Source organism: Ornithinimicrobium pulveris (assembly GCF_050261105.1).
GTDB lineage: Bacteria > Actinomycetota > Actinomycetes > Actinomycetales > Dermatophilaceae > Ornithinicoccus.
In genome coordinates this window covers 910,736-930,945 of the sequence record NZ_CP189837.1, presented here as the reverse complement: position 1 = coordinate 930,945, position 20,210 = coordinate 910,736, and the positions used below count along the sequence as shown (strand labels likewise).

The 20,210-nt window shown below is 69.5% G+C and carries 18 protein-coding genes; 7 read left to right on the top strand and 11 right to left on the bottom strand.

Annotated features, from left to right (window positions below; genetic code table 11):
• Positions 1-203: 203 nt before the first annotated feature.
• The 6 genes from ACQBAT_RS04310 to ACQBAT_RS04285 all read right to left on the bottom strand — a co-directional run bounded on the left by ACQBAT_RS04310 (position 204) and on the right by ACQBAT_RS04285 (position 4,357).
• Entirely contained in the window at positions 204-1,499 is a 1,296-nt protein-coding gene (locus tag ACQBAT_RS04310) for a cupin domain-containing protein (protein WP_420746750.1), read from the bottom strand.
• Entirely contained in the window at positions 1,496-1,792 is a 297-nt protein-coding gene (locus ACQBAT_RS04305; protein WP_420746749.1) for a hypothetical protein, read from the bottom strand. Before ACQBAT_RS04305 ends, ACQBAT_RS04310 begins: the two co-directional genes overlap by 4 nt.
• Before the next feature lie 105 nt (positions 1,793-1,897).
• Entirely contained in the window at positions 1,898-2,335 is a 438-nt protein-coding gene (ndk, locus tag ACQBAT_RS04300; protein WP_420746748.1) for a nucleoside-diphosphate kinase, read from the bottom strand.
• Between the two features lie 54 nt (positions 2,336-2,389).
• A complete protein-coding gene (locus ACQBAT_RS04295) occupies positions 2,390-3,058 on the bottom strand; it encodes a hypothetical protein (protein WP_420746747.1) in 669 nt (222 codons plus the stop codon).
• 9 nt (positions 3,059-3,067) lie between these two features.
• Entirely contained in the window at positions 3,068-3,895 is an 828-nt protein-coding gene (locus tag ACQBAT_RS04290; RefSeq protein ID WP_420746746.1) for an undecaprenyl-diphosphate phosphatase, read from the bottom strand.
• A 3-nt stretch (positions 3,896-3,898) separates the two neighbouring features.
• The gene (locus ACQBAT_RS04285) at positions 3,899-4,357 is read right to left on the bottom strand and encodes a DUF4233 domain-containing protein (RefSeq protein ID WP_420746745.1); all 459 of its coding nucleotides are present in this window, start codon (positions 4,355-4,357) and stop codon (positions 3,899-3,901) included.
• Positions 4,358-4,461: 104 nt separating this feature from the next.
• Here ACQBAT_RS04285 and ACQBAT_RS04280 point away from each other — a divergent pair, with 104 nt between their 5' ends.
• Both ACQBAT_RS04280 and ACQBAT_RS04275 read left to right on the top strand, forming a co-directional pair.
• The gene (locus ACQBAT_RS04280; RefSeq protein WP_420746744.1) at positions 4,462-5,091 is read left to right on the top strand and encodes a DUF3105 domain-containing protein; all 630 of its coding nucleotides are present in this window, start codon (positions 4,462-4,464) and stop codon (positions 5,089-5,091) included.
• Complete coding sequence (locus ACQBAT_RS04275) at positions 5,088-5,921, top strand: DUF305 domain-containing protein (protein WP_420746743.1); 834 nt, start codon at positions 5,088-5,090, stop codon at positions 5,919-5,921. The genes ACQBAT_RS04280 and ACQBAT_RS04275 overlap by 4 nt, the downstream gene beginning before the upstream one ends.
• Positions 5,922-6,044: 123 nt before the next feature.
• On the opposite strand, the gene ACQBAT_RS04270 is transcribed toward ACQBAT_RS04275, so the two are convergent.
• Positions 6,045-7,517, bottom strand: coding sequence for a bifunctional folylpolyglutamate synthase/dihydrofolate synthase (locus tag ACQBAT_RS04270; RefSeq protein ID WP_420746742.1), 1,473 nt, complete (start codon positions 7,515-7,517; stop codon positions 6,045-6,047).
• A complete protein-coding gene (gene ileS, locus ACQBAT_RS04265; RefSeq protein WP_420746741.1) occupies positions 7,514-10,912 on the bottom strand; it encodes an isoleucine--tRNA ligase in 3,399 nt (1,132 codons plus the stop codon). Before ileS ends, ACQBAT_RS04270 begins: the two co-directional genes overlap by 4 nt.
• Positions 10,913-11,280: 368 nt before the next feature.
• On the opposite strand from ileS, the gene ACQBAT_RS04260 reads away from it, so the two are divergent.
• Genes ACQBAT_RS04260 through ACQBAT_RS04250 form a run of 3 tightly spaced genes read left to right on the top strand, consistent with a single transcriptional unit; the run spans position 11,281 to position 13,330 of the window.
• Complete coding sequence (locus tag ACQBAT_RS04260; protein WP_420746740.1) at positions 11,281-11,517, top strand: hypothetical protein; 237 nt, start codon at positions 11,281-11,283, stop codon at positions 11,515-11,517.
• Entirely contained in the window at positions 11,514-11,948 is a 435-nt protein-coding gene (locus ACQBAT_RS04255; RefSeq protein ID WP_420746739.1) for a TA system VapC family ribonuclease toxin, read from the top strand. Before ACQBAT_RS04260 ends, ACQBAT_RS04255 begins: the two co-directional genes overlap by 4 nt.
• 2 nt (positions 11,949-11,950) lie before the next feature.
• Positions 11,951-13,330, top strand: a complete 1,380-nt coding sequence (locus ACQBAT_RS04250; protein WP_420746738.1) for an FAD-binding oxidoreductase — start codon at positions 11,951-11,953, stop codon at positions 13,328-13,330.
• A 75-nt stretch (positions 13,331-13,405) separates the two neighbouring features.
• On the opposite strand, the gene ACQBAT_RS04245 is transcribed toward ACQBAT_RS04250, so the two are convergent.
• Both ACQBAT_RS04245 and ACQBAT_RS04240 read right to left on the bottom strand, forming a co-directional pair.
• On the bottom strand, positions 13,406-13,534 hold the full coding sequence (locus ACQBAT_RS04245) for a hypothetical protein (RefSeq protein ID WP_420746737.1): 129 nt from the start codon (positions 13,532-13,534) through the stop codon (positions 13,406-13,408).
• A gap of 258 nt (positions 13,535-13,792) precedes the next feature.
• Positions 13,793-15,013, bottom strand: a complete 1,221-nt coding sequence (locus ACQBAT_RS04240) for a nucleotide disphospho-sugar-binding domain-containing protein (protein ID WP_420746736.1) — start codon at positions 15,011-15,013, stop codon at positions 13,793-13,795.
• Here ACQBAT_RS04240 and ACQBAT_RS04235 point away from each other — a divergent pair.
• Positions 14,972-15,460: a TetR/AcrR family transcriptional regulator gene (locus ACQBAT_RS04235; RefSeq protein WP_420746735.1), complete on the top strand. Its 489-nt coding sequence runs from the start codon at positions 14,972-14,974 to the stop codon at positions 15,458-15,460. The genes ACQBAT_RS04240 and ACQBAT_RS04235 overlap by 42 nt on opposite strands.
• An 87-nt stretch (positions 15,461-15,547) precedes the next feature.
• Here ACQBAT_RS04235 and ACQBAT_RS04230 read toward each other — a convergent pair whose 3' ends face one another.
• Positions 15,548-17,347, bottom strand: coding sequence for an alanine/glycine:cation symporter family protein (locus ACQBAT_RS04230; RefSeq protein WP_420746734.1), 1,800 nt, complete (start codon positions 17,345-17,347; stop codon positions 15,548-15,550).
• 139 nt (positions 17,348-17,486) lie between these two features.
• Between ACQBAT_RS04230 and valS the strand changes: the two genes are divergently transcribed.
• The gene (gene valS / locus ACQBAT_RS04225; protein WP_420746733.1) at positions 17,487-20,204 is read left to right on the top strand and encodes a valine--tRNA ligase; all 2,718 of its coding nucleotides are present in this window, start codon (positions 17,487-17,489) and stop codon (positions 20,202-20,204) included.
• The last annotated feature ends 6 nt before the right edge of the window (positions 20,205-20,210 follow it).

Below are 20,210 nucleotides of genomic sequence, written 5' to 3'. Positions count from 1 at the left end.
CGCTATTTATTGCCCTCGCCCTTTGGGCATTCCAGCTGAACAGCCGGATCAAGAAATTGGAGCAAAGAAGCGCACAAGGAAACGCGTCTCTGAATACGGACAAAGAGCGAAAAGGTCGGTCGACGAACTAGCCTCCTTGCACCCGCCCCGCCACGACAGGACGCCCGCGCAATCCGATAGTTGTTGTGAGAAATGGTGCGAATTTACGCGGCACCGAACGCGCCCTGTGCTGCGCAGCCTCGCAGCGCGACCCCGTGCCGCAGCCACGACCGCGCCAGCTCCAGCGCTTCGTTCTCTTCGGCAGCCAGCGCCCGAACCTCGACGCGGCCCTCGTCGAGCAGGAGACGCAGGAGCGGAAGGTGGGTGGCCGGCATACGGAATCGACCCGCCCGGGAGGAGACGACCACTTCCTCCTCCGAAGACCCCGGGAGCACGTCGACCATGAGGTGCGGGCGCAACCGCAACTCGTCCTCGATAGCGAGCTTCTCAACCGCTGCCAGCTGCGCCAAGGGCGCGATCGGCGAGGGCCGCTGGGCTGCACGTTCCCGGCCTCGGAGCACGCCGACGATGTCATCGGCGGGCAGTGACCGGATCGCTTCGACGAGCGCCTCGCGGGCGAGTTCGACATCCTCGGCGAGCGACGCGGCATCAGTCAGGTCGGCGCCCAGGGGCAGGCTCGCCCGGACCTGCGTCGCGTCCCGAAGACCACCCCGAGACCGCTCGAGGAGCGCCTCGGCCAGGTGGTGCCGCGTCCACTGGTGCACGCCGATCGTCAGGTGGGCACTGACCCCACCCAGCGCGCGAGCCGAGTGGATCCAGCCACGCGGCAGGTAGAGGCAGTCCCCCGGGCGCAGCGTCGTCTCGGTATGCGCCGGCTCGGCCGCGCGCGCCTCGACCTCGCCGCGGCGATCGGTCCACAGCTGGTCGCGCAACGGGGCGTCGAGCACCGGCTGGCGCAGCGCCCAGCGCTTCTCGCCATGGATCTGCAGGACGAAGACGTCGTGGACGTCGTAGTGATCGTCAAAGCCCTGATTCTGCGGCGGCGTGATGTAGGCGTTGACCTGCACCGGATGCCCCAGCTCCGCCGCCAGATCGGCGCTGAACTCGCGGATCGGCCCCCAGGTGCGGTGCAGCCCCTGCAGCACGATGGTCGCGCCGTCGGCGAACAGGTTGAGCAGTTTGTCATCGCTGACCTGGTCAGCGATCCCGGCCCCGATCCCGCCGCCAGCTGTGAACGCACGCTCAGGCAGGGTCGACCCGTCGCGCGCGACCCGCAGGAAGGGGGTGCGCAGCCCGCGGTCGGTGATCAGCTCATCGACCGCGTCCAGGCTGAACAGGTCGGCGAAGGCGTCGTCCCCCCGCGCCGCCGCGTCAGCCAGGTGCAGCGTTCGGCCCCAGTATGTCGTCGCGAACCGTTCCCGGTCCGTGCCCCCGAGCAGGCGGGCGAGGGCCGCACCCGCAGGTGCGGCCCCCGTCGCGTCGTGGTGCGGCTCGGTCACCGGTCGGCGCCGGAGTCAGCGCCACCGTCCGCGCCGCCATCGGCACCGCCATCTGCGCCGCCGTCCGCGCCACCATCAGCACCACCGTCAGCACCGCCATCTGCGCCGCCGTCCGCGCCACCGTCAGCACCGCCATCGGCGCCACCATCGGCGCCACCGTCATTGCCCGCGCCACCGTCGAGGGCACCGCCCTCGCCGGAGCTGGGCTCCTGCACGGAATCGAAGGCTTCGGACAGGTTGTCGTCGGTCAGCCCACTGTCGTCGAACGTGTTCTCGTCACCCTGCGTGCTCATGATCGTCCTCTCGTCGTGGCCGAGCCCCCGGCCGGGGTGGCCTGGGTCACACTCTTCCGACGCTCGGGACTGCCCGCAACCGGGACGAACTCACGCTGCGCGCGCTCAGGAGTGCTCGGGGAACCAGATCGCGATCTCGCGCTCGGCGGACTCGACGGAGTCCGAGCCGTGCACGATGTTCTGCTGCACCTTCAACCCCCAGTCGCGGCCGAGGTCGCCGCGGATGGTGCCCGGCGCCGCAGCGGTCGGGTCGGTGGCGCCGGCCAGGGAACGGAAGCCGGGAATGCAGCCGTTGCCCTCGACGATCGCGGCGGTCACCGGGCCAGAGGACATGAACTCCAGCAGCGGCTCGTAGAAGGGCTTGCCCTCGTGCTCGGCGTAGTGGGCCTCAAGCTGCTCACGGCTCGGCGTCACGACGGCGAGCGCGGCAAGGGTGTAGCCCTTGGCCTCGATCCGGCGCAGCACCTCACCGGAGAGGCCGCGGCGGTAGCCGTCGGGCTTGACGAGGACGAGGGAACGTTCGGTCTTCGGGGTGTCGGTCACGTGCTTCAGGGTAGTCAACCCCGGCTCCGGCCCCGTATGCCGTCACCTACCTCTTTAGAGCAGGGCCGCCAACGCGCGCCAGGCGAGGACCGCGCCTCCGGCGAAGCAGGCTGCCACCGGCAGCCAAGGGCCGATGCTGCGGCTCTTGCTCGGAGCATCGCCACGGCGCCGGACCAGACCGGGGGCGACCTTGAGCAGGACCAACGGCAGCCAGGCAGGCGCCAGCGTCACGGCCACGGCGAGCAGCAGCACCAGGACGACCTCCAGGAAGGGGAGTCCGGAGCCACCGATCCGCTGGGCCGCCGAGAGGAAGAGCGGAAGCGTTGTGAAGTTGGTGATCATGCCGACGACGCCCAACGAGAAGGCATTCCTGCCGCGCTCAGAACCCGTCGCTCGGGCTGCCTGCGGGTCATCCCTACGCTGCCCGCGCAGCAGGCCTCGGGCGAGGTGAACGCCATACAGGATCAGGACCAGGGCGATGACCAGGTCGACGCTGTGCGAGGCGATCTCGCGCCGGACGAAGGCGGTGAACGCCGCCCCCAGCAGACCTGCGCCGATCACGCCGACCGCCGTGATCACCAGCGCGTTGCCCGCCAGATAGCGCAGCACGGCACCCGAGCCGGAGCCCAGCGCCATCGTGCTCGCGTTGACGAAGATCATCGGGCTGACCGCCGCGAGCAGCACGAGCGGGAGGACGGAGGTGAGTAGCGAGACCAGACTCATGCGTGCGCCTCAGGCAGGGATGACGCCGAAACCGAGGAGGGCGAACAGCACGAGCGCCAGGATGATCCGGTAGATCACGAACGGGGTGAAGGAGTTGCGGCTGATGAAGCGCATGAACCAGGCGATCACCGCGAGCGCGACGAAGAAGGAGAGGATCGTGGCGACCCACAGCGGGCCCCACGCGACCGGGATCGCGGTGGTCTCGTTCATCGACTTCCACAGTTGCAGGCCCCCGGAGGCCAGGACCGCCGGGATCGCGAGGAGGAAGGAGTAGCGCGCGGCGGCCGCCCGGGTGTACCCCATGAACATGCCACCGGCGATCGTGCCGCCGCTGCGCGAGACGCCGGGCACCAGCGCCAGCGCCTGGAAGAGGCCATAGATGATGCCGTCGCGCCAGGTGAGCTCGCGCATCACCTTCGTCTGCCGCCCGACCTTCTCGGCCGCCAGGATGACGAAGGAGAAGACGAGCAGCATCGTCGCGGTGATCCACAGGCTGCGCAGGCCGGTCTCGATGTCGTCCTGGAAGAGCAGGCCGAGCACGCCGATCGGGATCGAGCCGACGATCACCAACCAACCCAAGCGGGCGTCGGCGTCGTTGCGCGGCATCTTGCCCACCAGCGCCAGCGACCAGTGTTTGATGATCCGCCAGATGTCCTTCCAGAAGTAGACGAGGACGGCGGCCTCGGTGCCCAGTTGGGTGATCGCGGTGAAGGCCGCGCCGGGGTCCTCCTGGCCGATCAGGCGGCCGACGATCGACAGGTGCGCGCTGGAGGAGACGGGAAGGAACTCGGTCAGGCCCTGGACGAGCCCGAGGATGATCGCTGTGAAGTAGTCCATCGCTCAGCGCTCCTCGTGCGTGCTGGTCTCGGCCTGCGGATCGGATGTCTCGGCTGCGCCGGCCTGCGCCTCGGCGGCCCAGCGGGCCCGGTCGGAGTCGATCCGCCCGCCGTGGTGCAGGCACAGCCACCACAGCGATCCGAAGATCAGGGCCACGATCGCCATCGCGGGCAGGATGATCGCCGACAGCAGGGTCAGCACCTGCGCTGCCCACCCCAGGATGATGCCGGTGCGCGAGCGCAGCATGCCAGCGGCGACGAGGCACAGCACCGCCAGCGCCCCGATCAGCCACAGATTGCGCATCCCGGTCTCACCACCGTGCGCGGCGTCCAGCTGCCAGGCCGCCATCGCGCCGAAGAAGACCGACATGGCCTGCGCGATCAGAGTCGCTCCGGCGAGGCGACGCACCATCGGCCCCGGGGCGGTGCGCGCCGGGGCCTGGGAGTGTGCGGGGGCGTTCACGGAAGGATCGTCCACGGCGGTGATCATCGCAGACCCAGTATGAGGGATCTCCCAGCAACACCGCATACGCTGGGATCGACGTCCCTTCCCCCGCAGGAGAAATAGTGCCGCGCCCCGATCGATCTCCCTCCTCCGACCGCGCCGCGAAGGCGGCCAAGATCCAGAAGGCAGGCCGCGCGGCCGAGCGCCGTCGCGGACTGATGATCTGGGGCACGGCCGGCGTCGCGCTGGCCCTGATCATCGGCCTGGTCACCTGGACCATCGTGCGGGAGTCCCCCGCCCTGGTCGACCTGTCGGATGTCGAGCACTACGAGTACGCCGCGGCCGTGCACCAGCCCGGTCCGGTCGAGTACACCGAGTCGCCGCCGGTGGGCGGCCCGCACCACGACGCGTGGTGGGACTGCGGCGTCTACAGCGAGCCGGTCCCCAACGAGCACGTGGTCCACTCCCTCGAGCACGGCGCGGTCTGGCTGACCTACCAACCCGACCTGCCCGCGGACCAGATCGCGGTGCTGGAGCGGCTCGGCGAGCAGGACTACATGCTCGTCTCCCCCAAGCCCGAGCAGGACAGCCCGGTCGTGGCCACCTCGTGGGGCAACCAGCTGACGCTGGACGACGCCGACGAGCGCGTGCTGACCGCCTTCATCCGGCAGTACAAGCAGGGCCCGGACACCCCCGAGCCGGGCGCTGCCTGCACCAATGGCACGACCGTTGACCTGGTGCAGCGCGGATGAACGAGCAGCTGGGCAGCGGGCACGTGGGCAGTGCGGACGTGAGCGGCGAAGACGTGGTCGAGGAGCGTCCCGCGCGGCCGGCCGCCGGTGAGCGGTGGCGCAACTTCGGCGCCCCCGCGTTGGCCGTGGTCACCATTGCGGCGCTGTGCCTGGGGGTGCTGGTCGGCTGGCTGAGCTTCGGCGACCGGACACCGAGCGACACCAGCGCTGACGCCGGCTTCGCCCGGGACATGAGCGAGCACCACGCGCAGGCGGTGCAGATGTCCATCCTGGTCATGCAGCGGACCGATGACGAGCAGGTCAGCCGGCTCGCGACCGACATCGTCAACAACCAGGAATTCGAGCGCGGGATGATGGCGACCTGGCTCGAGGACTGGAACCTTCCGCGCGCCCGCGAGGGCGAGCGGATGCTGTGGATGGAGGGCCACGACCACGCCTCGATGGACCTCCCGCTGGGGGTCACCATGCCCGGTATGGCGTCACCCACCGAGATCCAGGAGCTCACCGACGCCTCCGGTCGGGAGGCGGAGGTGCTCTTCCTGCAGCTGATGACGACCCACCACCTGGCCGGTGTAGAGATGGCCGATGCGGCGCTGGAGTCGGCGACCGACCCGCGGGTGCTGGCGGCGGCCCAGCGGATGGTCAACGCCCAGACCGGAGAGGTGAACCTGATGCGCGACCTGCTGCGCGACCGGGATGCCGAGCCCCGCGAGGACATCGACGCCTGGCTGGCCGGACACTCTCAGCACGGTGGCCACACCGACTCCCCCGCGACGACGGATGAGCCGGCCGATACCGAGGACGACGGCCACGGCGGTCACGACCACTGAGGTCAACCCGGCGCGCGTTCCGTGGGCTCTCCGGCTGACCTGGCGCGCGTTCGGTGGGGGTGAGGGCTGACCTGGCGCGCGTCCGGTGGGGCTGACAGCTGACCTGGCGCGCGTCCGGTGGGGTCAGGTGGTGGTGACGCCGAGGAGAGCGCGGACCTCGGCGGCGGTGGTGACCGAGCCGGTCGCGAGGACCGCGCCGGAGACTCCGCCCTCGTCGGCCAGGCCAGCCGCGACGTCGAGCGCATCAGGGAGGTCGGGGACGACGGTGACGCGGTCCTCACCGAAGTACTCGGCCACGATCTGACCCAGGCGCTCGGGGCGGATCGCGCGGGGCGAGGTCGTCCGGCTGACCACCACGTGGTCGAGGATCGGCTCCAGCGCCTGGATCATCGGCTCCACGTCCTTGTCCTCCAGCACGGCCAGCAGGCCGACGAGCCGGTGGAAGGTGAACGACTCTCGCACCGCCTCGACCAGGGCCTGCACCCCGGCCGGGTTGTGCGCCGCGTCGACCAGCACCGTGGGTGAGCGACGGACAATCTCCAGCCGCCCCGGCGAGGCCACGTCGGCGAGCCCGCCGCGCACCACCTCATCGGTCAGCTTCTGCTCACCGCCACCGACGAAGGCTTCAACGGCCGCGATGGCCAGCGCGGCGTTGTGCACCTGGTGCCCGCCGAAGAGCGGTAGGAAGAGGTCCTGGTAGTCCCCGGCCAACCCGCGGATCGAGACCTGCTGCCCGCCGACCGCGACCTCGCGGCTGAGCACTCCGAAGGACACGCCCTCGGCCTTGAGCTCCGCGCCGACCTCGTCGGCCCGGTTCACCAGGACGGTCATCGCCTCGGAGTCCTGGACGCCGACGACGGCGATCGAGCCGGCCTTGATGATCCCGGCCTTCTCGGTCGCGATCTCCTCGATCGTGCCGCCGAGCAGCCGGGTGTGATCCAGCGAGATCGGCGTGACGACGGCGACTGTGGCGTCGGCCACCGAGGTCGCGTCCCACACCCCACCCAGGCCGACCTCGACGACGGCGACGTCGACCGGGGAGTCGGCGAAGGCGGCATACCCAAGGCACACGACGACCTCGAAGTAGGTCATCCGCACCTGCCGCTGCGGGTCCTCATCAGCCATGCTCTCGGCGTCGACCATCTCCACGAAGGGCATGACGTCGTCGTAGGCGGCGAGGAAGGACTCGATCGAGATCGGCTCACCGTCGAGGGCGATCCGCTCGCGCATGTCGTGCAGGTGCGGGCTGGTGAAGCGGCCGGTGCGCAGGCCCATCTCGCGCAGGATCCGCTCGACCATCCGGGAGGTCGAGGTCTTGCCGTTCGTGCCGGTCAGCTGGATCACCGGGAAGGCACGCTGCGGATCACCCATCAGCTCCATCACCCGCTGGACCCGGTGCAGGGTCGGCTCGGGCATGTGCTCGGGCGTGCGGGCCAGGATCTCCTCGACGACCTGCGCGTAGCGGGCGCGTAACTCTGGCGAGACCTCCTCCCCGCCCTGCCGACCACCCCGTGGCACGGCCGCCCCGGGCTCGACCTCGACCTGCGGCTCGTCCTCCAGCGGCAGCTCGTTGTCGTCGAAGAACTGCCCGCTCATCGGCTCTCCACCTTGCTGATCAGCACGTCCACGACGTGGTTGCCGCCGAGGTCGACCGAGGTGGCGTATGCGGTGTTCCTGGGCTGGGTGCCGCCATCTGGGTCCGTGCCGCCTCCCAAGCCGTGGTTCTTCGGCTTGGGCAGAGCGGTGCCCGCACCGGCCGCGCCGAACTGCACGGCGAGGGTCTCGGTCATCACCAGCTGCTGGTGCGCCATCGCGGCATCCCAGACCGCGTCATCACCGACGACGGTCAGGCTGATCCGGTCGGTGATCTCCAGACCGGCGTCCTTGCGGGCGCCCTGGACACCACGGACCAGGTCACGGGCCAGGCCCTCACGGGCGAGGTCCTCGGTCACCTCGGTGTCGAGCACGACGAAGCCGCCGCCCTTGAGCATGGCGGTCGCACGGGAGCCATCGCCCGCCTCGGCGACGACGGTCTCCACGGTGTACTCACCCTCGACCAGCTCCAGACCGCCCGCCGTGACGGTGCCATCTTCGGCTACCGACCAGTCGCCGGACTTGCTGCCCTTGATCGCGTTCTGCACCTCACGGCCCAGACGCGGGCCAGCCGCGCGGGCGTTCACGGTGAGGCGCTGTTCGACGCTGGGCAACGCGGCGGAGGACTCGGCCTCCGTCAGGTCCAGGAGCTGCACCTCGCGGACGTTGACCTCATCGCGCACGAGCTCGGCCAGACCCGGGTGCGCGGCGAGCGCCTCGGCCTGCTCGGTCGCGACGGTGAGCGAGGACAACGGCAGCCGCACGCGGAGCTGCTCGGCCTTGCGCAGGCCGAGCGTCGCCGAGCACACCTCACGCACCGTGTCCATGGCGGCGACGAGCTCGTCGTCGGCCGGGAGATCCTCGACCGCCGGCCAGTCGGTCAGGTGCACGGACTCACCGCCGGTGAGGCCGCGCCATACCTCCTCGGTGGTCAACGGAAGGAGCGGGGCGGCGACGCGACAGGTGATCTCGAGGACCGTGTAGAGCGTGTCGAAAGCACCGTGGTCCTCGTCCCAGAACCGGTCGCGGGAGCGGCGGATGTACCAGTTGGTGAGCACGTCCACGAAGTCGCGAATGGTGTCGCAGGCGACCGCGATCTCGTTGGCATCGTAGGCCTCCCCGGCAGCCTGGACGAACTCGCGCGTCTTGGCCAGCAGGTAGCGGTCCAGCTCGTGGGTGGACTCGGTCGACCAGCGCGCTTGGTAGCCGGCGGCGTTGGCGTAGAGACCGAAGAAGTACCACGCGTTCCACAGCGGGATCATCGTCTGGCGCACCCCGTCGCGGATGCCCTCCTCGGTGACGATGAGGTTGCCGCCACGCAGGATCGGCGACTGCATGAGGAACCAGCGCATCGCATCGGCCCCGTCGCGGTCGAAGACCTCCCGCACGTCGGGATAGTTCTTCAGCGACTTGGACATCTTCTGGCCGTCATTGCCGAGCACGATCCCGTGTGCCAGGCAGGTGCTGAAGGCTGGCCGGTCGAAGAGCGCCGTCGCCAGGATGTGCATCGTGTAGAACCAGCCGCGGGTCTGGCCGATGTACTCGACGATGAAATCGGCCGGGAAGTGGTGCTCGAACCAGTCCTTGTTCTCGAACGGGTAGTGCACCTGGGCGTAGCTCATCGACCCGGAGTCGAACCAGACGTCGAGCACGTCCTCGACGCGGCGCATCGTGGACTGGCCGGTCGGGTCGTCCGGGTTGGGGCGGGTGAGCTCATCGACGAACGGTCGGTGCAGGTCGACCTGGCCGTCCCGGTCGCGCGGGAGGTCACCGAAGTCGGCCTCGAGCTCAGCGAGCGAGCCGTAGACATCGATGCGCGGGTAGGCCGGGTCGTCGCTGCGCCATACCGGGATCGGGCTGCCCCAGAAGCGGTTGCGGGAGATCGACCAGTCGCGGGCGTTCTCCAGCCACCGGCCGAACTGGCCGTGCTTGACGTGCGCGGGGACCCAGGTGATGTCCTCGTTGGTCCGCAGCATGTCGTCCTTGAACCTCGTCACCTCGACGAACCAGGAGGACACCGCCTTGTAGATCAGCGGCTGCCGGCAGCGCCAGCAGTGCGGGTAGGAGTGGGCGTAGGACTCGCGGCGCAGCAGCACCGTACCCTCGCTCACCGAGCCATAATCGGAACTCCCCGCGTGCTTGTTCGACGAAAGCTGGTTGCGGGTCGCGGCCTTGAGGTGCTCCTGGATCGGGGCGTTGGCGTCGAAAACCAGCATCCCGGCGTACTCCTCCACCGGGTGCATGAACTGGCCGTCGACCCCGACCGGCATCACCGGCTCGATGCCCTCGCGGTCGGTGACCACCTTGTCATCCTCACCGAAGGCGCCGGCCGTGTGCACCAGACCGGTACCGTCCGTGGTCGTCACGAACTCGGCGACGACGAGACGGTGCGCGCGCTCCCAGCCCTGGTAGTAGGAGAAGGGCGGGACATAGGCGCGGTCCACCAGCTCGGCGCCGCGGTAGGTCGCGAGCACCTCTGGGTCCTCACCGAGCTCGTTCTTGTAGGCACCGAGGCGCTCCTTGGCGATCAGGTAGCGCTGGAGTTCGGCCCCCTCGCCCCCTCCCTGGTCAGCGCCCGGCAGCGGCGCCCGCACCACGACATACTCGATGTCCTCGCCGACCATGATCGCCAGGTTGGCCGGCAGGGTCCAGGGCGTGGTCGTCCAGACCAGCGCCAGCGCGCCGTCCAGGATCTCGTCGGGAGTCTCGCCCGGCAGCAGGCGGCAGCCCACGGTGACCGCCGGGTCCTGGCGCACCTGGTAGACCTCGTCGTCCATCCGCAGCTCGTGGTTGGACAGCGGCGTCTGGTCGTTCCAGCAGTAGGGCAGCACGCGGAAGCCCTCGTAGACCAGCCCCTTGTCATAGAGGCTCTTGAACGCCCAGAGCACCGACTCCATGAACTCCACGTTGAGCGTCTTGTAGTCGTTCTCGAAGTCGACCCAGCGCGCCTGGCGGGTGACGTAGTCCTCCCACTCCTGGGTGTACTTCAGCACCGACTCACGGCACTTGGCGTTGAACGCCTCGATCCCCAGCTCGAGGATCTCGTCCTTGGTCTTGATCCCCAGCTGCGCCATCGCCTCCAGCTCGGCGGGCAGGCCGTGGGTGTCCCAGCCGAAGCGCCGCTCGACCCGGCGGCCGCGCATGGTCTGGTAGCGCGGCACGACGTCCTTGACGTAGCCGGTCAGCAGGTGGCCGTAGTGCGGCAGCCCGTTGGCGAAGGGCGGGCCGTCGTAGAAGACGAACTCGTTGTCGCCGTTCTCCCCGGCCGGTCGCGCCTCGACGCTCCTGACGAAGGTGTCGTGCTCCTTCCAGTAGGCGAGCACGGCGTCCTCGATCTCCGGGAAGCGCGGTGAGCTGGTCAGGGCGTTGCCGGAGGTGGAGGCGAGCGGGTAGGCCATGGGGTGGCGTCTCCTCGTGAGTTCAGTGGGTGGTGCGGTCTTCTGGCGGTCCGGTATGGCGTGTCTCACCGAGGACGACACCTCACCTGACCCTTCGGGCCGGGTGGGTGGCGCGGTACCACCTCGCTTGCGTTGCGGCATACCGGGACTCGGTGTGCGCAACACCACTCACTCAACGGCTGTGACGGGCCTGCCCCGTGCGGGTCTAGTGGGCACACCCGCTGGCGGGCGGGGGCCGTTCTTCCGCAAGCTCGCCGCTGATGACGGCTCGGACGCTGCTGCCGACCATGGTAGCGGCTCCATCAACGACCTATGGCTCTTGCGCTTGCCGCCCGACGAGTGATGCGGTGATGCGGTAGCATCACGGCATGAGGACCACGCTCACGATCGACGATGACATCCTTGCCGCCGCCCGGGAGCGTGCGCGACGGGAGGGCCGCACCGTGGGGCAGGTCCTGTCCGACCTGGCCAGGGACTCGTTGACCGGAGCCGGGACCGGGCGGGGTGCCGATGCGCCGGACGCCTTCGGATTCCGGCCGCTCCCCCACCGCGGACCCGTGGTCTCCAACGAGCTCATCGACCTGCTCCGCGAGGAGCACGGGTGAGCAGGCATGCGCTGCTGGACGTCAACGTCCTGCTGGCACTTCTCGACAGCGATCACCTCGACCACGGACGCGCGACGGCCTGGCTGAGGGAGAACATCGAGCACGGCTGGTCGTCGTGCGCCATCACCGAGAACGGCTTCGTGCGGATCATCAGCCAGTCCCGCTACCCGAGCCCGGTCGCACCGGCCTCCGCCATCTCGCTCCTCGCCGACGCGATGGCCACCGATCACCACCGTCGCCTCCCCTGCGACGTGGCGATCACCGACGGGAGCCAGGTCGACCCGCGAAAAGTCCACGGTCCCAAGCAGATCACCGACAGCTACCTGGTCGCCCTCGCCCACGCCCACGGCGGGCGCTTCGTCACCTTCGACCGGGCCGTCGTCCACCATGCGGGCGTCGGGGTGACGGACGGCACCGTCGAGGTCATCTGACGGTGGGACCTCACACGAGCGCTGACGCCGACCTCGCCATCCTCCTCGGCGACCGCGTCGTCACCGACCCCTCGATCGCGGCCAGCTACGCCGCCGACGCCTACCCGCAGGCGGCCGCGCTGGACGGCACTGAGTTCACCGTCGTCCGCGCCCGTACCCGGCAGGACGTCGAGGCGACGCTGCGGTATGCGGCGAGCCACCGCATACCCCTCGTCCCGCAGGGAGCACGCACCTCGACCACCGGGGCCGCGTGCGCGCTGCCGGGCGCGATCCTGCTCTCGACCGAGCTGATGACGAGCATCGAGATCGACCCCGTCGAGCGGATCGCGGTCGTGGGGCCAGGCGTGATCAATACCGACCTCAAAGCGGCCGCGGCTGAGCACGGGTTGGCCTACCCGCCGGACCCGGCGAGCGCGTCGATGTGCTCGATCGGCGGCAACATCGCCACCAACGCGGGCGGGCTGTGCTGCGTGAAGTACGGCGTCACCGCCGACTACGTCCGCGGCCTGGAGGTCGTGCTGCCCGGCGGCGAGTTCATGCGCACGGGTCGACGGACCGCCAAGGGGGTCGCCGGCTACGACCTGACGGGGCTGTTCGTGGGGTCCGAGGGGACGCTGGGCGTGGTGACCGAGGCGGTGCTGCGGCTGGTCCCGCTCGGCGACCCGGCACTGACGGTGCTGGCAGTCTTCCCGACGCTGGAGGGGACGCTCGGCGGCATCGCCGCGCTGCGCTCGACCCGCCACACGCCGAGCCTGGTCGAGCTTCTCGACGGCCCGAGCATCGCGGCGATCCAGGCCTACGGCGACTACGGCTTCCCGCAGGACGCCGGCGGGGTGCTCCTCGTCCAGTCCGACCGGCCGGGGCACGCCGCCGAGGACGTCCAGGGGTACGCGGCGCTCCTCACCTCGGCGGGTGCGACCGACGTGGCCGTGGCCGACGACCCGACCGAGGCCGACCTGCTGCTCGAGGGACGGCGCGCGCTCAACCCGGCTCTGAAGGTGCGCGGGCCGCGCTTCATCGAGGACGTGTGCGTCCCGGTCGGACGGCTCGGCGAGCTGGTGTCAGCCGTGCACGAGATCGCGGCACGCCACGGCCTGGAGGCGACCTGCAGCGGCCACGCCGGCGACGGCAACCTGCACCCGTGCTTCTTCTACGACGAAACGGACCCCGCCAGCCTGGCCGCGGCCGAGCGTGCCTTCGACGAGCTGGTCCGCGCTTCCTGGGAGCTAGGTGGCACGCTCACCGGCGAGCACGGGGTCGGCCAGCAGAAGGCACCCTGGCTCGCCGAGGAGCTCGGCCCGGCCGAGCTCGCGCGCCAGCGCGCGGTCAAGGCGCTCTTCGACCCGCTCGGGATCATGAACCCCGGACGGGTCTACAACTGAGACCGCCCGATCGCACCCACCTTGAGAAGGTGCACGTGCGAGAGGGAGTTCGTGGCTGGTGGCGGTCACAACCGCTCACGCGTGGTCAGCCAACTCCAGTCGGTCTGGGGCCACGACTCGCAGCTCGTCAGAGTCCTCCAGCAGGTGATAGATCACCCCGGCCCGCTCCGAGACCTTGGGATCGGCGCAGATCACTGTGTTCATGGCCACATGATCCAGGACCGCCACCGTGGCCCCATTCTTTGCCCACATCACCTTGGCTGTGACACCCGCGCACGGATCGCCGGGATCCGCCTCCAACTGGCCCCCCTCCGAGATGACCACCGGCACCCCTGGCCCTGCCGTAGACGGTAGCGCTAGAACCCATTCGCCAGCGAACCCGCCTTCCTCCCGTTGGACAGGCTCACTCCGCTCCAGGACGCCGGCCTGGCCGGACACCTGCACCTCGCGGGCCCGGGCCGCTTACCGGGGCTCGTCGAGGACCGAGCGAATCGCGGCGCGGAGCTTATCGGGCGTGGGGCGCTGCTTCTGCAAGGCGATACCGACGCCGGACCAGCCCACTCGGGCACCGACCTCCCGCTTATCCTCAGACACCCCGCTCGTGACCAACGGCACCCCATGCGCGAGAGCCAGCTGCACTCCGCCGTAGCCGCCATTGCTGACCATCACGTCGACGTGCGGGAGGAGCCGGTCGAAGGGAACGAAGTCCTCGACCCGGATCGTCGCGCGCACGGGACCGCCGTCCGGAGCCGCCAGGTCCACGTGGACCACCTGCGAGCGGTCCAGCCGAGCCGCGGTCGCGACGACGAAGACGTCCTCCCCGGCCAGCCCCTGCACGGTCGGCCGGATCAGGTTGTCGGGGTCGACCGCCACCGTGCCCTGCGTGACGAGTACGACCTTACGTCCCGCTTCCCGCGCCGCGAGCAGGTCGCCCCACCAGGCGGGCAACTCGACGTCCTCCCGCGGCGGGGGAAAGACCGGGCCGACGAACTCCACGTTCGCCAAGGGACGCTGCCGCGGGTAGTCGAGCTCGGGGGCGCAGCTCTGGAGGTAAGCCGTGGCGGCCTCGCCCGGCCAGTTCATGAAGCTGCCCTCGCGGCGGGGTAGCCCCAGGTCTGCGCGGATCTGCTGACCCAACCGGTCGCCGCGACCCATGACCAGCCGGTTCGAGACCCGACCGAGCAGCCCCTGGAACGACCGACCTGCCGGGCCCCGCGCGGGGCGCAGACCCGGCCCGAAGGGCGGCACCCACGGGTCCGGCGTGATCACTGGCTGGATCCCGAGGGCGACGAATGGCAGGTGCTCGAGCTCGGCGAGCAGGGCGCTAGGCAGGTGGGCGTTGTCGGACACGATCACGTCGGGGCGCCGGTCCGCGACGGCACCCCGCAGGTCGAGGAGATCACCGGGAGCCGACCCGACAAAGATCTGGGCGATGTCGTGGGACAGTCGACGGACCGGGTTCATCGGTCGCTCGCCGAAGACCCGCTCCACCGTCGTTTCGTCGTAGTCGATGCCGTGCTCCATGGGCACCACCTGTGCCCCCCGCTCCTCGGCGGCCGCGGCGAAGGTGCTGCCGACATAGGCGCGCACCTCGTGGCCACGGGCGGCGAGCGCCTCGATGACGTGCAGGATCGGCTGGACATGACCGGTGTGCGGGACGGCGCTGACCAGAATGTGGGCCATGGAACCCGCGGCTCCACCTCCAATACCTTCCGCACCCGCTCGGCGCTGCTGATCGGGGTGGTCGAGGAGATCCTCGCCCGTGAGCTGCCGTTCGTGCAGCGCGGCTTCACACCGGCGACGGCTGACGAGCTCGTCGACGGACTGGCGAGCCTCCTGGAGGTGATCACCGGTCCCGGCCGGGTCGCTACGACGGCGCGTCTGGTGCTCTTCCTCGAAGGCAGCCACGACGCGCAGCTGCGCGAGGCGCTCAGCGGTGGGCACCATCTCCTGATCGCCCTCTCCACACCACCCCTCGAGCGTCTCGGTGCCCTCGACCCGGACGCCGCGGCACGCACCCTCGCCGCCGTCATGGAGGGCCTCATCGTGCACCGGATCGCGCGTCACGACACTGCGGACGCGCGCCCCGTGCTCGCCACGGCCGTCCGAGGAGCCCTGGCGCGGTCCTGAGGGAGGCGAGCTGCGGCATACGGGACGCGGTCGGCCCCCAGCGCTCCGCTGAACGCTGGGGGCCACGATGTCCCGGTATGCCGCGACCTAGGTGTCGCTGTCGCGGCGCCGGCGGTGGGGCGGCGGGTAGGGATCGGTGGCCGAACCACGCCCGAAGCCGTCGTCGTCCGGATCGCCCGTGGGTGCGCCCTCTCCGTCAGCCGGAGCATCGACACCGTCACGGAGGTCATCCGGGCTGGCGCCGAGCTCAGCGGGGTTGCGGCCCTCGGCGTCGACGAGCTGGTTCGGGTCCGAGATCTCGGCCAGCGCCATCTCCTTGTCCGCGTCGTCCTTGCCCAGCTCCAGCAGCGCACCGCTGGCGCGGTCGGCGAGGTACTCCTTCATCTCCCGGCGGATCACCGGCAGCAGCAGGTAGACGCCGAGCAGGTTCACGAAGGCGCAGACGAACAGGAAGTTGTCGGCGAAGTCGAGCACCTGGCCGAAGGTGAGGATGCAGCCCGCCACCGTGAAGAACAGGAAGACGCAGCGATAGATCAGCGTCGAGGTCGAGGTGTCACCGAACAGATAGTTCCAGGCCCGCTGACCGTAATAGGACCAGGTGATCAGGGTGGAGATCGCAAAGAGCGCAACCGCGAGCGCCAGCACGGCCGGGAACCAGCTGATGTGCTCGCCGAAGGCGTCCGAGGTGACCGTCACGCCACCGACGCTGTGTCCCTCGGGGTCGTTGAAGTAGTTCTCGCGCTCCTGCTGGTAGTAGGAGGTGTTGGCGATCGTGATCGTCAGCGCCGTCATCGTGCAGACGATCACCGTGTCGATGAAGGGCTCGAAGAGGGCCACGAAGCCTTCCGAGACCGGGCGACGGGTCTTGACCGTGGAGTGCGCGATCGGCGCCGAGCCCAGGCCGGCCTCGTTGGAGAAGGCGGCTCGCGTCATCCCGACGATGAGAACACCCACGATGCCACCGGAGACACCCTCGGGGCTGAAGGCACCGCTGATGATCGAGGAGAAGGCCGCCGGGACCTGATTGAGGTTGAGGGAGATGACCACGATGCAGGCCAGCACGTAGATGCCACCCATGAGCGGCACCAGGGTCGAGGTGACCCGGCCGATCGACTTCATGCCACCGATGATCACCGCACCGATGATGGCCGCGATCACCAAGCCGGTGACCAGACCACCGGTGGTGGAGGAGAGGAAGCCGGTGCCGTCGGGGTCGAAGACGGTCACCGCCTGCGCGTAGGTCTGGTTGGCCTGGAACATGTTGCCGCCACCGACGCCGAAGAACAGGATCGCGACGGCGAACAGGCCGGTGAGGCCGACCGAGAGCCACTTCGGGAACTTGGCGAAGGCGACGGGCAGATACATGAACGGTCCGCCGGCAACGCTGCCGTCGGGCCGGATCTGCCGATACTTCACACCCAGCGTGCACTCGGCAAACTTGGTGGCCATGCCGAACAGGCCCGCCAGGATCATCCAGAAGGTCGCGCCCGGACCACCCATGGTGACGGCCGCGCCCACGCCGGCGATATTGCCCAGGCCGACGGTGCCGGACAGCGCCGAGGTGAGCGCCTGGTAGTGCGGGATCTCACCGGGGTCGTCCTTGGAGCTGAACTTGCCCCGGATGACGTCGATCGCGGTGGGGATGCCGCGGACCTGGATGAAGAAGAGGTAGAAGGTGATGACGATGGCTGCCACGAGCAGCCAGAGCACCACGAAGGGCATCTCGAAGCCGGGGATCGGGAGGGTGAAGAAGATGATCTTGCCCGACCACTCGGTCACGATCTGGAAGTTGTCGTTGACGACGTTCTCCAGTTGCGTGACCCAGGCTGGGTCTTGTCGTGAAGTCGAATCGTCGTTCGCCATGGGCAGCAGCAGGCTCGGCAACATGGCGATAACCCTTGGGCCAAAGACGGCAAATGGCAATGCAAATGCCCGATCGTGATCAGAACGTGATCTCCACGGTCGAGTGATTTCGGGTGATCTCCCCCGTCCGCTGCGACTCTCGTGGTCTGGGAGAATGCCCCGTATGACGTCCGCTCACCGCCCCCTGGACCCCTCGCGCCCGGCCTCGCTGCCGGAGCGTCCCACCGTCGATGGCCTGGAGCCGCGGTGGGTAGAGGCATGGCAGGCCAGCGACGTCTACGCCTTCGACCGCGAGGCAGCGCTCGCGCCCGAGGTGGACCGCAGCCAGGTCTTCGCGATCGACACTCCCCCGCCGACCGCCTCGGGCAGCCTGCACCTGGGTCACGTCTTCGGCTACACCCAGGCCGATTGCCTCGCGCGCTACCACCGGATGACCGGCAAGCACGTCTTCTACCCGATCGGCTGGGATGACAACGGCCTGCCGACCGAGCGCCGGGTCCAGAACTACTACGGCGTCCGCGGCGATGCGACCCTGCCCTACGATCCCGACTTCACCCCGCCCCAGCAGGGCGGCGACGGCAAGAGCACCAAGGCGGCCGACCAGGTGCCGATCGGTCGCGCCACCTTCATCGAGCTCTGCGAGGAGCTCACCGTGATCGATGAGAAGGCTTTCGAGGACACCTTCCGCCGGCTCGGTCTGTCGATCGACTGGAACGTGCAGTACCGCACCATCGACGACCGTTCCCGCACGGTCGCTCAGCAGGCCTTCCTGCGCAACTACGCCCGGGGCGAGGCCTATACCGCGGAGGCGCCCGGCCTGTGGGACATCACTTTCCAGACCGCGGTCGCCCAGGCCGAGCTCGAGGCGCGCGACTACCCCGGCGCTTACCACCGCGTGGCCTTCCACCCGGCCGACGGCGCGGGGGGCGGGGACACGACATACATCGAAACCACCCGCCCCGAGCTGATCTGCTCGGTGGTCGCGCTCATCGCCCACCCCGACGACGAGCGCTACCAGCACCTGTTCGGCAGCTCGGTCACCTCGCCGCTGTTCGGGGTCGAGGTCCCGGTCCTGGCGCACCCGATGGCCGAGATGGACAAGGGCGCCGGCATCGCCATGTGCTGCACCTTCGGTGACATGACCGATGTCCAGTGGTGGCGCGAGTTGTCGCTGCCGACCCGCTCGGTGATCACCCGCAACGGCCGCCTCCAGGCGGAGACGCCCGAGTGGGTGTCCGGTGGCCCCGGCGAGGCCCTGTATGCCGAGCAGCTCGCCGGCAAGACCACCCACTCGGCTCGCGAGGCGGTCGTCGCCGCCCTGCGCGAGTCGGGCGATCTGGACGGGGAGCCGCAGAAGACCCAGCGCAAGGCCAACTTCTTCGAGAAGGGCGACAAACCGCTGGAGATCGTCACCAGCCGGCAGTGGTTCATCCGCAACGGCGGGAAGGATGAGGCACTGCGTGAGCAGCTCCTCGCCCGCGGCGACGAGCTCGCCTTCCACCCCGACTTCATGCGCAGCCGCTATCGGAACTGGGTCAGCGGGCTCAACGGTGACTGGCTGATCAGCCGCCAGCGCTTCTTCGGGGTCCAGATCCCGGTCTGGTATGCCGTGGACGCGGCTGGAGAGGTCGACCACGACACCGTGCTCGTCCCCGCGGAGGAGCGGCTGCCGATCGACCCGATGTCCGATGTGCCGGAGGGCTACGAGGAGTCGCAGCGCGACCAGCCCGGTGGTTTCACCGGCGACCCCGACATCATGGACACCTGGGCCACCAGTTCGCTGTCCCCGCAGATCGCGGCGGGTTGGCCGACGCGGGGCGGCGCCGGCGAGGGCTCGGATCCCGAGCTGTTCGACAAGCTCTTCCCCTTCGACATGCGTCCGCAGGGTCACGACATCATCCGCACCTGGCTCTTCGCAACCATGGTCCGGGCCCACCTGGAGCACGACTCCCTGCCGTGGACCGACGCCTACATCAACGGCTGGATCCTGGACCCGGACCGCAAGAAGATGTCGAAGTCCAAGGGCAATGCCACCACTCCGCTCGGGATGCTCGAGGAGCACGGCACCGATGCGGTGCGCTACTGGGCCGCCGCAGCACGACCGGGCGTGGACACCATCGATGACCCCAACCAGGTCAAGGTCGGGCGTCGCCTGGCGATCAAGCTGCTCAACGCCAGCAAGTTCGCCCTGTCCTTCGGAGATCTGCCGCAGGGCTCGGCCGAAGTGGACCTGATCACCGAGCCGATCGACCGCTCGATGCTGGCTGGGCTGGCTGAGGTGGTGGAGCGGGCCACCCGTTCCTACGAGGCGTGGGACTACTCCACCGCCCTCGATGTCACCGAGGCCTTCTTCTGGTCCTTCTGCGACGACTACCTCGAGCTGGTCAAGGAACGCGCCTACGGCGGCGCCTTCTCCGAGGACGGGCCGAGCACCGATCCCTCCCCCGAGACCCTGTCGGCGCGGGCCGCGCTGCGGCTGGCGCTGTCGGTGCAGCTGCGCCTGTTCGCACCGGTGCTCTCCTTCGCCGCGGAGGAGGTCTGGTCGTGGTGGCACGAGGAGGGGTCCTCGGTGCACGTGCAGCCCTGGCCCGTCGTGGCCGAGCTGTCCGCGGTGGTCGAGGGCGCCGATGCTGGCCTGCTGCCGACCGTGGGCCAGGCGCTGACCGGTCTGCGCAAGGCGAAGTCGGAAGCCAAGGTGAAGATGCGTACCGAGATCTCGGCTGCCAGCATCAGCGGTCCCCCCGAGGATCTGGACCGGGTCCAGGCCGCGGCCGGGGATCTCGCCGCAGCCGGCAAGGTGACCGGCTCGCTCACCTACTCCGAGGCCGCGGAGTTCGCGGTGACCGATGTTGCGCTCGTGACTGAGGAGTCCAGCGCATAGGGTGAG